We start from the raw sequence: 13,324 nt of genomic DNA, 5'->3' as shown, positions 1-13,324 counted from the left end.
GTCATCGACGCCCGGGACTCGGGGACTACGGACGCACGAGCGTCTTGATCGCGCGGCGCTCGTCCATGGCGGCGTAGGCCTCGGCGATCTCGTCGAGCGGCACCTCCAGGTCGAACACCTTGCCCGGCTCGATGGCGCCGGACCACACATCCTGCAGCAGATCCTCGACGTAGTTGCGCACTGGTGCGACACCGCCGTTCACGCCGATGTTGCTCTGGAAGAGCGGGCGCACGGGCAGCTCGGGACCGCCGTTCGGCACGCCGACGTAGCCGACCATGCCGCCGGGACGAGCCGAGCGGATCGCCTGGTCCATCGACTCCTTCGTGCCGACCGCCTCGAGCACGCAGTCCGCGCCGATCCCGTCGAACAGCTCCTTCACTGCGGCAACACCGGCGTCGCCGCGCTCGGCGACGATGTCCGTCGCGCCGAACTCGCGCGCGAGCGCCTGGCGGGACTCGTGCCGCGACATGGCGACGATGCGGGAGGCGCCGAGGCGCTTCGCGGCGAGCACCGCGCACAGACCGACGGCGCCGTCGCCGACCACGACGACCGTGCTGCCCTCCGTGACGCCGGCCGAGACGGCGGCGTGGTGGCCGGTGCCCATCACATCCGACAGCGTCAGCAGGCTCGGGATGAGCTCGGCGCGCGGGTACTCCGGCGTCGCGACGAGCGAGCCGTCGGCGTGAGGGACCCGGACGAACTCGCCCTGGCCGCCGTCGGCGAAGCCGCCGATGCGGTCCTTCGAACCCCACCAGCCGCCGTGCAGGCACGAGGTGCTCACGCCGTTGCGGCAGTTCACGCACGTCATGTCGCAGTCGTAGAACGGCGCGATGACGAAGTCGCCGGGCGTGATGGTCCGGACGTTCGCGCCGACCTCCTCGACGACGCCGACGAACTCGTGGCCGATGCGGTGGGGCTCGTGCGTCGGGGTGACGCCGCGGTAAGGCCACAGGTCGCTGCCGCAGACGCAGGCGGCGACCACGCGCACGACGGCGTCGAGGCCGTCGGATCCGGAGCCGGTGAACAGGGTGGGATTGGGGACGTCTTCGAGGCGCACATCGCGCTCTCCGTGGATGACAGCAGCACGCATGGTTCGAGCCTACGCGCACGGAGGCGNTCACCGGGCGGCGCCTCCTGGGGGACGCTCTTCGGGGGTGTCGCTACTCGCGCACCGCGCCGACGGTGAGGTGGTCGGCCTCGCGGTCCAGATCGACCCGAACCAGGTCGCCGTCGCGGATCTCGCCGGCGAGCAGCGCCGTGGCGAGACGGTCCTCGATCTCGCGCTGCATGAGCCGCCGGAGCGGGCGGGCGCCGTAGATCGGGTCGTAACCGCGCTCGGCCAGCCACGCACGCGCGTCCGGAGTGACCGCCAGCTCCAGCCGGCGCTCGGTGAGCCGCTGCATCAGGTGGTCGATGCCGAGCTCGACGATCTCGCCCAGCTCCTCCTGCGTGAGCGCGGAGAACACGACGATGTCGTCGAGACGGTTGACGAACTCCGGCTTGAAGGCCTGCCGCACCATCTGCAGCACCGCCTCCTCGCGCTCCGTCGCGTTCAGCGTCGGGTCGACCAGGTACTGGCTGCCGAGGTTCGACGTCAGGATCAGGATCGTGTTGCGGAAGTCGACCGTGCGGCCCTGCCCGTCGGTCAGGCGACCGTCGTCGAGCACCTGCAGCAGCACGTCGAACACCTCGGGGTGCGCCTTCTCGACCTCGTCGAGGAGGATCACCGAGTAGGGACGCCGCCGGACGGCCTCCGTCAGCTGACCGCCCTGCTCGTAACCGACGTAGCCGGGAGGTGCGCCGACGAGACGCGACACGGAGAACTTCTCGCCGTACTCGCTCATGTCGATGCGGACCATGGCCTTCTCGTCGTCGAACAGGAACGCGGCGAGCGCCTTCGCGAGCTCCGTCTTGCCGACGCCGGTCGGGCCGAGGAACAGGAACGAGCCGGTGGGGCGTCCGGGGTCCGAGATGCCCGCGCGGGTGCGGCGCACCGCATCCGACACCGCCTGCACGGCCTTCTTCTGGCCGATGATGCGGCGACCGAGCTCGTGCTCCAGGTTGAGCAGCTTCTCGGTCTCTCCCTGGGTGAGCCGGTCGACCGGGATGCCCGTCCAGGCCGCGACCACCGCGGCGATGTCGTCGGCGGTGACCTGCTCGTTCACCATGCGCGGGTGGTCGTGCTCGGCCTGCTCGGCCTCCGCCAGCTCGCGCTCGATGGACGGGATGGTCTCGTACTCGATGCGGGACGCCTCCTGGTACCGGCCGTCGCGGAGCGCGAGGTCGCGCTTCGTCTTGGCCTCCTCCAGCTGCGAGCGCAGCTCGCCGACCCGGTTGAGGGACGCCTTCTCGGCGCGCCACCGGGCCTGCAGCTCCTCGAGCTGGGCCTCCTGCTCGCGCAGCCGCTCGCGCAGCTGCTCCAGGCGCTCCTTGCTGGCCTCGTCCTTCTCCTTCTTGAGGGCGAACTCCTCCAGCTTCATCCGCTCGACCTGCCGCTGCAGCGTGTCGATCTCGACCGGCGCGGAGTCGATCTCCATCTTCAGCCGCGAGGCGGCCTCGTCGATCAGGTCGATCGCCTTGTCCGGCAGCTGCCGGGCGGTGATGTAGCGGTTGGACAGGGATGCGGCTGCGACGAGCGCGGAGTCCTCGATGGTGACGCCGTGGTGCGCCTCGTACCGGCCCTTGAGGCCGCGGAGGATCGCGACGGTGTCCTCGACCGACGGCTCGCCGACGTAGACCTGCTGGAAGCGGCGCTCGAGGGCCGCATCCTTCTCGATGAATTCGCGGTACTCGTTGAGCGTGGTCGCACCGATGAGCCGCAGCTCACCGCGGGCCAGCATCGGCTTCAGCATGTTGGAGGCCGCGACGGACCCCTCCCCGCCGCCGGCGCCCATCAGGATGTGGAGCTCGTCCACGAACGTGATGATCTGGCCCTCGGCGTCGTTGATCTCCTTGAGGACGGCCTTCAGCCGCTCCTCGAACTGCCCGCGGTACATCGCGCCGGCGACCAGCGCCGACAGGTCGAGCGCGACCAGCTGCTTCCCCTTGAGCGAGTCGGCCACGTCCCCCGCGACGATGCGCTGGGCGAGGCCTTCGACGACCGCCGTCTTTCCGACGCCGGGCTCGCCGATGAGCACGGGGTTGTTCTTGGTGCGACGGGTCAGCACCTGGCTGACACGACGGATCTCGGCATCCCGCCCGATCACCGGGTCGAGCTTGCCGCTCTTGGCGATCTCCGTGAGGTTCACGCCGTATTGTTCGAGTGCGCTCTTCGCCTCCTCCTGCGTGGAGGGCGCACCCTGCATGTTCGCCATCTGGTTCCTTCCCATATCGTTCTGGGCAAACTTGAGTCTACTAAGCTCAACTTTCAATGGCGAGGGGTAATTCCCGTTCCCGCCGTTACCGGGCCACGATTTGTGCCAAATCTTGGTTATGGCGCGCGCATAACGACGATTTGGCACAAATCGCGCGAGCGGGGCGGCGCACATCGCGCGAGCGAGCGAGACGCACGGGGCGGGCGCTACTCTGTCGGAATGGTGGATCCCGCCGACCTCCGCGTGGTGCTGATGGACAGCGCGACCGCCGCCACGCTCGCCCAGGTGCTGCCGCTGCTGCTCCTGACCCTCATGGTGGAGCTGCGCCGGGTGGAGGTGCACCGCCGCGGCCACAACGTGCGCATCACCCGCTTGCTGCTCGGGCTGTTCTTCATAGCATTCGGCGCGGTGGAGACGGTGTTCGTGCTGTCGATCGACGGCGCGTTCATCCCGTTCACCTGGAGCGACCTGATCGCGGCGCTGAGCATCTTCGCCCTGCTCGCGCTGCTGTTCGTCCTCTCGCTGCTCGACTCGCCGTCCCGCCGCAAGCGCGACGAGGCCTGAGGGCTGCGCGCCCGGCACCGGATGCGGTCAGCGGCGCACCCGGTAGCGCAGGTGGAGGACGCCGTCCCCCTGGAGGATCTCGACCGGGCCGTCGAGCAGCTGCTGCGCGTCGACCGCACCGAAGTACCTCTTGCCGGAGCCGAACACGACAGGCGCGACATCCATCCGCACCTCGTCGATGAGACCGGCCGCGAACGCCTGACCGCCGACGTCTCCGGCCGCCACCTCGACCACCCGGTCGCCTGCGATCTCCTGAGCCCTTCGGAGCGCGGGCTCGATGCCGTCCACGAACGAGAACGGCGCCCGGGCGTCCCAGCCCTCGGGGGCGGGCCGGTGCGTCACCACGACGACGTGGTCGACGCCCGCGGGAGGCGCGCCGTCCCAGCCGTCGGTCATATCGAAGACGTGGCGGCCGACGACCGTGACACCGATCCGGTCCCAGTAGGCGCGCACGTAGTCGTGCGACGTCTGCGACACCTTCAGCACGCCGCTGTCGTCGAGCGGCACGTCTCCGTTGAGCAGCCAGTCGAAGAGCGGTCCAGGCTGGTCGTCCTGGTCGGCGATGAAGCCGTCCACCGACACCGAGCCGTACACGACGACGTCTCCCACGCTGCCTCCTCCTTCGGATACCTCACGGTAGCGGGCGGGCGCGGATCGGTCCAGCACTGGTAGCACCACTACCGGTAGTGCTACTATCAGCGCGTGCTCATCTCCGAACTCGCCGAACGCTCCGGCACTCCCGCCGCCACGATCAAGTACTACGTCCGTGAAGGGCTCCTGCCCGCGGGTGACCGCCAGGGCGGGAACCGCACGGTCTACGGCGAGCAGCACGAACGCCGCCTGCGGCTGATCCGCGCGATGCTCGAGGTGGGCAAGCTGTCCATCGCCTCGGTCAAGTCGGTGCTGGCCGCACTGGACGAGCCGGATGCGCCCATCGCCCACACGTTCGACGTGGCGCAGCAGGCACTGTCGCGCTCGGCGGTTCCTGACGTCTCCGAACCGTCGGACGACGCCTACGCCCGCGTCGACGCCCTGACCGCCCGCGCCGGATGGACGGACTGCGACGACAACATCGGTCGCGGCATCGCCGCGCAGGTGATCGACGCGTTCGACAAGGCCGGCTTCCCCCTCCCCGACGACTACCTCGACCGCTACGCGGCGGCCGCGCGCATCCACGCCGAGGCCGATCTCGGAGCCGTCGGCACCCTCCCCGATCCGTCGAGGATGACCGAGCTCATGGTCGTCGGCACGGTGCTCGGCGACACCCTCTCGCTCGGCCTGCGCCGGATCGCGCAGGCCGTCGTCACCAACGAAAGAAGACAACCGTGAAGACCGTGTTCGCGTGGCACCGCCCACTGATGACGGTGGCCGCCCTGATGGTGCTGAGCACCGTCGTCTGCCTGATCGGCCTCATCCTCGACCCCCGACAGGTCACCGGGATGGACGCCTGGGCCAAGCCGCTCAAGTTCTCGCTGTCGATCCTGCTGTACAGCGTGACGTGGGCCTGGCTGATCGCCCACCTCCCGCGCTGGCGACGGATCGCCCACGCCGCCGGCACCGTGATCGCTGTGGCGCTGATCGTGGAACAGGTGCTCATCGTCGGGGCCGCAGCAGCGGGGACGACCAGCCACTTCAACGTCTCGAGCCCTCTCGCGAGCGCGATCTGGGGCGTCATGGCCGTGTCCATCACCACGCTCTACGTCTGCACGTTCCTGACCACCATCGCGGTGTTCTTCCTGAGGCTCCCCACCCGGTCGACCACGTTCGCCGTGCGAGCCGGCGCGATCATCGCCCTCGCGGGGATGGGTCTCGCGTACCTGATGACCGGGCCGACGGCATCCCAGCTGGCGGACTTCCGCGGCATCGCAGGGGCTCACACCGTCGGGCTCGCGGACGGAGGACCCGGACTGCCCGTGCTCGGCTGGAGCACCGTCGGCGGCGATCTGCGCATCCCGCACTTCGTCGGCATGCACGCGCTGCAGCTCCTGCCGCTCTTCGCGGTGCTGCTCGGCTGGCTGGGCCGGCGCTGGTCGCTGCTCGCCGACGACCGGGTGCGCACCCGCCTCGTCGTCGTCGCGACGGTCGTCTACGCCGCGACGGCCGCGCTGGTGACCGCTCAGGCGCTCGCGGGCCAGTCGATCGTGCGCCCGGACGGCCCGTACCTCGCGGCCGGCTGGGCGATCGCCGTCGCGGGCCTCGTCGCGGCGGCGCTCGTCGTCGCGGTCCGCCCGCGCCCGCGCATCCACCTCACCCCCGCCTGATCCCGCCCCCGCACCCCCTCCGTCGAGTACACGAAAAGTGCACGCTCGACAGGGTCTGAGCGTGCACTTTTCGTGTACTCGACGGAGGGGCGGACCCGCGGAGGGCGGATCCCCCGGGGGCGGAGGGTCAGCGGGCAGCGGGGTCGCGGTCGTCGATGTTGGCGGGGGCGGCGGCGTCGAGCTCCTCGGGGAGCTCGAGCGGACGGCGCTTGTAGTAGCCGCTGGCCTTGCGGTAGAAGAGCGCGATCGGGACGATGCCGACCACGATCAAGCCCAGGCCGAGCACGTTCACGATCACGGCGTCGTCCTGGAAGTTCTGCACGATGCCCAGCACGAAGATGACGCCCATGAACACTGCGCCGACGGCGGGCCAGAGGCCGATCAGGATGAAGTTCTTGACCGACTTCAGCAGCACCCGGCGGTAGGCCACCACCACGGCGACACCGGCGAGCGTGTAGTAGAACGCGATCTGGATGCCGATGGACGCGATCGCGTTGGTCATGATCTCGCCGACGCCCTGACCGATCAGGTTCGCGCCGAGGAAGAGCAGCACCGAGACGCCGACCACGATCAGGGTCGCGAACGCGGGCGTGCGCCAGCGGCGGTGGATGCTGCCGAAGATCTTCGGGATGGTGTTGTCGCGTCCCATCGAGAACAGCGTCCGGGTGACCTGGATCAGCGTCGTCTCGAGTGTCGCGATCGTGGAGAGCGCGACCGCCACGACGAGGATCTTGCCGCCGATGCCGGGCCAGACCGCGTCACCGAGCACCGACAGCACGTTCGCGCTGTTGTCCTCGATGGTCTTGGCGGGGAGGATGACCATGGTCGCGATCGTGAAGATCTCGAACAGCAGGAAGACGATGATGACGCCGATGATGCCCGCGGAGCCGGCGTTCTTGTGCCCGTCCTTCGTCTCCTCGTTGAGGTTCGCGGCGACGTCCCAGCCCCAGAAGTAGAAGGCGGCGATGAGGGCGGCCGAGACGAAGACGCCCTGCCCGGTGAGGTGCTGGAAGCCGAGCCAGTCCCACGAGAACGAGGGGCCGGCGTGGGTGGATGTGGCCGCGCGGACGATCATGAGCACGGCGAAGACGATGAGGATGCCGACCTCGATCACCGACATGATCCACTGCGCGCGGGCGGTGACGTGCACGCCGAACAGCACACAGGCCGCCATGACGAGGAACCACAGGGCGCCGACGCCGGTGATGAGCGCGACGTTGTTCGCCTGCTCGGGCGCGAAGAGCGTGACGGTCATGGCGCCGGCCGGAAGGGCTCCGGCGACCATGAAGATCGTCGCCGAGATGACGAGCGCCCATCCGGACAGGAAGCCGAGGATCGGGTGGAGTGCCCGGGCGACCCACGAGTAGGCGGCGCCGGCGTTCACGTCGAGCCGCCCGAGGTAGAGGAACGCCCACGCGATGCCGAGCATCGGGATGCCGCACCAGAGCAGGGCGGCCGGGGCGCCGAGCGCTGCGGCCCCGACGAGCGTCGCCGTGGTGGCCGCGATCGAGTACGCGGGCGCACTGCCCGCCACGGCCATGACGACCGAGCCGGCGGCGGAGACGCCGTCGGCCTTGAGGGCGTGGTGGTTCTCTCCCGTGGTGTGCGCGGCGCCGTCGTGCGGGGCGTCCGGCCGGGAACTGGTCTGCGTCATTGCTCTCCCTGGCTGCGAGGGTCGAGGGTACGGCGTAGCTGGGGGCGCAACGCCGGTGTGCGATAGAGGGACGTTAGCAACATCCGGCGTTCAGGACAAGCGCGTTACGACGGATCCGGTTGCGGAAAGCTTGTTCGCATTCTGAAAACGTTGTGAAGTTGCACATTGACGACGGAACGGGTCGTGGCACGGCAGGCGATGCGCTCCACCCCCGAGAGGGTCGCTTGATCCGCCGCGCCGGGGATGCCTAGGGTTGCGCATGCCCGATCCCGACGACCTCACGCCCTCCTCCGAGACGCGCCGCGTCTCGCGTCGCGCGCTGATCGGGGGCATCGCGGGCGGACTCGTCGGGGCAGCAGTGGTGGTGGGCGGTGGGGCCGTGCTCCTCCCCGGACTGCTCGGTGGGCAGACGAAGAGCGCCCCCACGGCCAGCCCGACGCCCACGCCGAGCAGTGCAGGCGACGGGCTCCTCGCCGACCGCCTGCTCGCGCGTCCCGGTTTCACGGTCGCGCACCGCGGCGGGTCGCTCGACTGGCCCGAGATGTCGATGGAGGCGTACCGCAACTCCGTGGCGCTGGGGGTGAACGCCCTGGAGATCTCCCTTGCACGGACCTCCGACGGCGTCTGGTTCGGACTGCATGACGCGACCCTCGATCGCACGTCGGGCACCTCCGGGTTCTTCGCCGCGGACCACACCTGGGCGGAGGTGCAGCGCTACCGCATCACGGCGGCTGAGACGACCGACCCGGGTCAGCCGGCGCAGCCGTACCTGCGGTTCGACGACCTGGTCGACGCGTACGCGGACACCCACACGATCTTCGTGGACCCGAAGGTGGCGCCGACCGAGCATCTGGGCGAGTTGTTCGCGCTGATGGCGAAGGCGCGGCATCCCACCCGGACCTTCGTCGCCAAGGGCTACTGCACGACGACGGCATGGCCGCTGGATGCGCAGAGCCGCGGATTCCGCACGTGGGGCTACTACTACGGCTCGGAGCTGGCCGCCGACCCGTCGCTCCTCCCCTCGACTCAAGCTCAGTGGACCTGGCTGGGTCTCGACTACGAGGCGGATGCGAACACGTGGCGCTCGATGACCGCCGGGGACAAGCCCGTCCTCGCCCACATCGTCCCCTCGCGCGCGGACGCCGAGCTGTCGCTCCAGCGCGGAGCGGCCGGTCTCGTGGTCTCCGGCGTACGCGAGGTGCTCGCCTCCGGCCCGGTGCGCTGACGCAGCGGGCCGCGCCGGGCCGGGCGCGGCCGGTCAGCGGCGGTGGGAGGCGGTGACCGTGAACTTCGGGTTGCGCGCGATCTGGCGGGTGGGGCCGACGGCGCGCTCCAGCGCGGGGCGGTAGCCGAGGTGGGAGTTCCAGACCGTCCACAGTTCGCCGCCGGGAGCGAGCACGCGTCCCGCGTCCGCGAACAGGCGGTGGGCGATGCCGGTGTGCACGGCACCGCCGATGTGGAACGGCGGGTTGAGCACGATCAGGTCCGCGGAGGCGTTGGGCTGTGCGGCGAGGCCGTCGTCACGCACCACCGTGACGCGGTCCGCCACGCCGTTCACCGCTGCGGTCGCCGCGGCCGAGGCGACGGCCGCGGCCGACTGGTCGGTGGCGATCACCCGGAGGTCGGGCCGGGATGCGGCGAGCGCCGCCGCGAGAAGACCGGTGCCGCAGCCGAGGTCGATCGCGGTGCGCGCATCCGGGACGGCGTCGTCGAGCACCGAGAGCAGGAAGCGCGTGCCGATGTCCACGGTCGTCCCGGCGAACGCCGCGCCGTGGGCGCACACCCAGAGGCCGGTATCGGCGTCGAGCGATCGCTCCGGCCAGCGGTCGAGCACGGTGGCGGCGGCGGGATGCGGTTCCCGCGCCGTGAGGACGCGCGCCTTTTGCCGCGCCAGCGACGCCTTCACGTCGCCGAACACCTCCGCCAGCACGGCGTTCATCGCGGTCGTCATGTGCTTCAGCATTCCGCCCGCGTAGACAACCACGTCGGCACGGGCGTGCTCCGCGATCAGCGTCGCGGTCTCGGCCAGCGCGTCCAGGCTGCGCGGCAGCCGCAGCAGCACGGTGCGGGCGCCACGCAGCAGCGAGTCGTCCAGCGGCCGGTGCTCGTACGTCCCTTCGAGGCCCAGCTCGGCGGCGTTCGCGTCGAGCGCCCGCTCGCCGGTCAGCGCATCCTGGTGCACCCGGATGCCGCGGGCGCCCCGGGAGGCCGCGGCGAGGGCGAGCGCCCCGTACGCGTCTCCGATGACGACGAGACCGGGCTCGAGCACGGCGTCGCCCGCGAGGTCGGCCAGCAGCCGGTCGGCAGCGTCCGACGCGAACAGGTTCGGCGCCTCGACGTCGGGCCGACGGCGCAGCCGCTCGTACGGGAAGCCGGGCGCTGCGGAGGACACGCCCTCCAGTCAACCAGAGGGCGCGCCCCGCAGCATCCGCGGCCGGTGCTCAGGCGGGCCGCGCTCAGGCGGCGGCGCCCTCCTCCACCAGCTCCTCCTTCTCGGTGAAGTCCATCATCGGGGGCTTCCGGCGGAAGCCGCGCGTCAGCACCGCCAGGTAGACGACGCCGACGAGCATCCACGAGAGGCCCACGATGAACGTCGTGACGGTGAGCGAGGTCCAGAGCCAGACGGTGAGGACGAACCCGATCGCCGGGAGCACGCCGTAGCGCACCCACTCCCCCGCGGACGGCGCCGCGCGGCCGCCCTTCGGGAACAGGTGGTGCCGGATGACGGAGAGGTTCACCATCGAGAAGGCGGCGAGCGCGCCGAACGAGATCATCGTCGCCGCCTGGTCGAGCGTGAGCACCAGCGCCAGCAGCGACACGATGGACACCGCCACCGCCGCGACCCACGGCGTGCGGAACCGCGAGTGCAGCCGACCGAACATCCGCGGCAAGACGCCGTCGCGCCCCATCGAGTAGATGATGCGCGAGACGCTGACCTGAGTCGTCATCCCGGAGCCGAACGCGCCGACGACGTACACCGCGACGAAGAACGACGTCAGGAAAGTGCCGCCGACCTTCGCCATCAGGTCGACGCCGGCCGAGTCCACGTTCGCGAAGTCGCGCCAGTCCGGGTACACGAGCGCGCCCAGCCACGACACCAGGATGAAGATCGCGCCGCCGATGAGGGTGGTGAGCAGGATGGCGCGCGGGATGTCGCGCTTCGGGTTCTTCGCCTCCTCGGAGAGCGTCGACACCGCGTCGAAGCCGAGGAACGAGAGGGCGAGCACCGCGGCGCCCGCGAAGATCGGCCCCAGACCGCCGGAGCCGGGCAGGAACGGCTCGATCAGGCTCGGCGTCTGCGAGGACGGGTTGGTCACCAGCTCCTTGATCGCCAGCACCGCGAACACGACGACGAGCAGCACCGACAGCGCGACGATCGCGATGTTGAGCCGGTTCACCAGAGTGATGCCCAGGAGGTTGAACAGCAGCACGAGCAGCAGCGACGCCAGCGCGAACACCCAGCCGGGCACATCCGGGAACTGCGTGTTCAGGTACAGCCCGATGAGCAGGAAGTTGATCATCGGCAGGAACAGGTAGTCGAGCATCAGCGTCCAGCCGGTGAGGAAGCCGACGTGGCCGCCGAAGGACTGCTGCGTGTACGTGTACGCCGAACCGGACACCGGGTACGCGCGCGCCATCGCGCCGTAGCTCAGCGCCGTGAACAGCATCGCGACCAGAGCGACGACGTAGGCGGACGGCAGGTGGTTGTCGGTCGACTCGGTGACGATTCCATAGGTGGTATACACCGTCACGGGCGCCAGGTACGTGAGCCCGAACAGCACGAGGGCGGTCGGGCCGAGCGCGCGCTTCAGGCGCGGCTGGACGGGAAGGTCGGTCGTGGTCATGTGGTGCGGCCTCTCTCGAGCGAGTGGTGCAGGTCGGTGGCCGAGCGGCGGACGCCGTCGACCCAGGTTCCGAGCACGCGGACGGATCGCAGGTCGTGCGGTTCCACGTGGCGCGGGTCGGTGTCGAGCCAGACCAGGTCGGGGGCGGACCCCGGCCGGAGTTCGCCGCGCTGTGTGCGGGCGAAGGCCTGGTGCGCGACGCCGGAGGAGTACGCCTCCAGAGCATCGGTGAGCGGGATGCGCTCGGCGGGGATCCACCCCGCTGCGGGCACGCGGTCGTCGGTCTGGCGGGTGACCGCCGTCGCGACGCCGGGCCGCCAGTCCGCGCTGCTGACCGGCCAGTCGCTCCCGAAGGAGACGGCGCCGGACTCGAGCAGGGTGCGGATCGGGTACTGCAGCCGCTCGCGCTCGGGGCCGAGGCGGGGCAGCGTCAGGTCGAGCATCATCGGGTCGAGCTGCGCCCAGAGCGGCTCGAAGTTGGCGACGACGCCGAGGCGCTCGAACCGGGGGAGGTCGACCGGGTCGACGACCTGCACGTGCGCGATCACGGGGCGGCGGTCGCGCGGCCCGTTGACGCGCTCGACCTCCTCGAAGACGTCGAGTGCGGTGCGGGCCGCCGCGTCGCCGATCGCGTGCAGGTGCAGCTGGAAGCCCAGCTTGTCGAAGGTGACCGCCGCGGCGGCGAGCTCGCGCGCGTCCCAGTTCGGGAGGCCGCGGTCGCCCGGTGTGTCGACGTAGTCGTCGAGCATCGCCGCGGTGTGGTTCTCGATCACGCCGTCGACGAAGACCTTCACCGTCCGCGCGGTGAGCAGCGGATCGCCGAGCTCCTCGACGCGCCGCCGCGACTCCACGAAGCCGGGCACCTGGTCGCGCCAGCTGACCGGGTCGGCACGCAGGGCCAGGTTCACGCGGGTGGACAGGAACCCGCGGGCCGCCGCATCCAGGTACGCCTCCACCTCCGCCGGCTCGACCCACGCATCCTGCACCCAGGCGATGCCGAGCGCGGCGTAGTCGGCGGTCGCCAGCCGCAGGGCCTCGACCCGCTCCTCGTGGGTGCGCCCGGGCTCGGCCGGGAGCAGCAGGTCGACCGCGCCCGGCTCCTGCAGGATGCCGAGCGGCGACCCGTCGGCGCGGCGCGGGATGCGGCCCAGAGCCGGCTCGGGAGTCGCAGCGTCGATGCCGGCCCGGCGGAGGGCCTCCGAGTTGACCCAGACGGTGTGATAGTCCCACGCCCGCAGCACGACCGGGCGGTCGGGAACGGCGGCGTCGAGCCAGCGCGCGTCGAACATCCCGTCGGGAGCGAGCGTGGCGTCGTAGCTGCCGCCGTAGATCCACTCCTGCTCGGGATGCGCGTCCGCCCACTCCTTCACGCAGGCGACGATCTCATCCACGGAGGCGCACGCCCGGACCTGCGGGCCGAGCTGTTCGAGGCCGCCCTGCAGGGGATGCGCGTGCCCGTCGCCGAAGGCCGATGCGAGCACGCCGCCCTCGAGGTCCACCGTCTCGTCGGCGCTGGACCGCCGGGCCTGCGCGTCCTCGCCGACGGCGACGATGCGGCCGTCCTCGACGGCGACGGCGTCGTGCTCCGCGGCGTCCGCGCGGTAACTCGAAAGGATCGTCCCGTTGGTGAAGACCGTCGTGCCCATGCACCCTCCGCATCCGGATAAATGAACGTCGTTCTTTTAT

General features: G+C 70.6%; 11 protein-coding genes. 4 read left to right on the top strand and 7 right to left on the bottom strand.

All coding sequences use genetic code 11. From position 1 onward, the window contains the following. Positions 1–25: 25 nt before the first annotated feature. Positions 26–1,090, bottom strand: a complete 1,065-nt coding sequence (locus ACTJI1_RS15710) for a zinc-dependent alcohol dehydrogenase family protein (RefSeq protein WP_440743380.1) — start codon at positions 1,088–1,090, stop codon at positions 26–28. A gap of 70 nt (positions 1,091–1,160) precedes the next feature. Next, entirely contained in the window at positions 1,161–3,314 is a 2,154-nt protein-coding gene (locus ACTJI1_RS15705) for an ATP-dependent Clp protease ATP-binding subunit (protein WP_440743379.1), read from the bottom strand. A 219-nt stretch (positions 3,315–3,533) separates the two neighbouring features. Between ACTJI1_RS15705 and ACTJI1_RS15700 the strand changes: the two genes are divergently transcribed. Next, complete coding sequence (locus tag ACTJI1_RS15700) at positions 3,534–3,878, top strand: hypothetical protein (RefSeq protein WP_440743378.1); 345 nt, start codon at positions 3,534–3,536, stop codon at positions 3,876–3,878. A gap of 27 nt (positions 3,879–3,905) precedes the next feature. Here the strand turns inward: ACTJI1_RS15700 and ACTJI1_RS15695 are convergent, their stop codons facing one another. Further along, complete coding sequence (locus ACTJI1_RS15695) at positions 3,906–4,487, bottom strand: dihydrofolate reductase family protein (protein WP_440743377.1); 582 nt, start codon at positions 4,485–4,487, stop codon at positions 3,906–3,908. Between the two features lie 93 nt (positions 4,488–4,580). On the opposite strand from ACTJI1_RS15695, the gene ACTJI1_RS15690 reads away from it, so the two are divergent. Together ACTJI1_RS15690 and ACTJI1_RS15685 are read left to right on the top strand one after the other, a co-directional pair. Beyond that, positions 4,581–5,207 carry a MerR family transcriptional regulator gene (locus tag ACTJI1_RS15690; RefSeq protein WP_440743376.1) on the top strand — a complete coding sequence of 209 codons (627 nt, stop codon included), beginning with the start codon at positions 4,581–4,583 and terminating at the stop codon, positions 5,205–5,207. Further along, positions 5,204–6,139, top strand: coding sequence for a hypothetical protein (locus ACTJI1_RS15685; protein ID WP_440743375.1), 936 nt, complete (start codon positions 5,204–5,206; stop codon positions 6,137–6,139). Before ACTJI1_RS15690 ends, ACTJI1_RS15685 begins: the two co-directional genes overlap by 4 nt. A gap of 127 nt (positions 6,140–6,266) precedes the next feature. Here ACTJI1_RS15685 and ACTJI1_RS15680 read toward each other — a convergent pair whose 3' ends face one another. Continuing rightward, positions 6,267–7,793 carry an APC family permease gene (locus tag ACTJI1_RS15680; RefSeq protein WP_440743374.1) on the bottom strand — a complete coding sequence of 509 codons (1,527 nt, stop codon included), beginning with the start codon at positions 7,791–7,793 and terminating at the stop codon, positions 6,267–6,269. A gap of 259 nt (positions 7,794–8,052) precedes the next feature. On the opposite strand from ACTJI1_RS15680, the gene ACTJI1_RS15675 reads away from it, so the two are divergent. Further along, complete coding sequence (locus ACTJI1_RS15675) at positions 8,053–9,018, top strand: glycerophosphodiester phosphodiesterase (RefSeq protein WP_440743373.1); 966 nt, start codon at positions 8,053–8,055, stop codon at positions 9,016–9,018. A 33-nt stretch (positions 9,019–9,051) separates the two neighbouring features. Here ACTJI1_RS15675 and ACTJI1_RS15670 read toward each other — a convergent pair whose 3' ends face one another. The 3 genes from ACTJI1_RS15670 to ACTJI1_RS15660 all read right to left on the bottom strand — a co-directional run bounded on the left by ACTJI1_RS15670 (position 9,052) and on the right by ACTJI1_RS15660 (position 13,284). Further along, positions 9,052–10,185 (bottom strand): class I SAM-dependent methyltransferase, encoded by a 1,134-nt coding sequence (locus ACTJI1_RS15670; RefSeq protein ID WP_440743372.1) that lies wholly within the window; start codon positions 10,183–10,185, stop codon positions 9,052–9,054. Positions 10,186–10,249: 64 nt separating this feature from the next. Next, positions 10,250–11,638, bottom strand: coding sequence for an APC family permease (locus tag ACTJI1_RS15665; RefSeq protein ID WP_440743371.1), 1,389 nt, complete (start codon positions 11,636–11,638; stop codon positions 10,250–10,252). Beyond that, the gene (locus tag ACTJI1_RS15660) at positions 11,635–13,284 is read right to left on the bottom strand and encodes an amidohydrolase (protein ID WP_440743370.1); all 1,650 of its coding nucleotides are present in this window, start codon (positions 13,282–13,284) and stop codon (positions 11,635–11,637) included. Before ACTJI1_RS15660 ends, ACTJI1_RS15665 begins: the two co-directional genes overlap by 4 nt. Between the last annotated feature and the right edge of the window lie 40 nt (positions 13,285–13,324).

The sequence above is a fragment of the Leifsonia sp. 22587 genome, assembly GCF_052044215.1.
Lineage (GTDB): Bacteria > Actinomycetota > Actinomycetes > Actinomycetales > Microbacteriaceae > Leifsonia > Leifsonia shinshuensis_C.
Note: the sequence above shows the minus strand (reverse complement) of the source record. Positions and strands in the feature narration are given on the sequence as shown.

What these genes read in the sequence shown, in the direction of transcription:
- ACTJI1_RS15665 (WP_440743371.1), bottom strand. Translation starts at nt 11,638, where the DNA reads ATGACCACGACCGACCTTCCCGTCCAGCCGCGCCTGAAGCGCGCGCTC.
- ACTJI1_RS15680 (WP_440743374.1), bottom strand. Translation starts at nt 7,793, where the DNA reads ATGACGCAGACCAGTTCCCGGCCGGACGCCCCGCACGACGGCGCCGCG.
- ACTJI1_RS15700 (WP_440743378.1), top strand. Translation starts at nt 3,534, where the DNA reads ATGGTGGATCCCGCCGACCTCCGCGTGGTGCTGATGGACAGCGCGACC.
- ACTJI1_RS15705 (WP_440743379.1), bottom strand. Translation starts at nt 3,314, where the DNA reads ATGGCGAACATGCAGGGTGCGCCCTCCACGCAGGAGGAGGCGAAGAGC.
- ACTJI1_RS15675 (WP_440743373.1), top strand. Translation starts at nt 8,053, where the DNA reads ATGCCCGATCCCGACGACCTCACGCCCTCCTCCGAGACGCGCCGCGTC.
- ACTJI1_RS15660 (WP_440743370.1), bottom strand. Translation starts at nt 13,284, where the DNA reads ATGGGCACGACGGTCTTCACCAACGGGACGATCCTTTCGAGTTACCGC.
- ACTJI1_RS15710 (WP_440743380.1), bottom strand. Translation starts at nt 1,090, where the DNA reads ATGCGTGCTGCTGTCATCCACGGAGAGCGCGATGTGCGCCTCGAAGAC.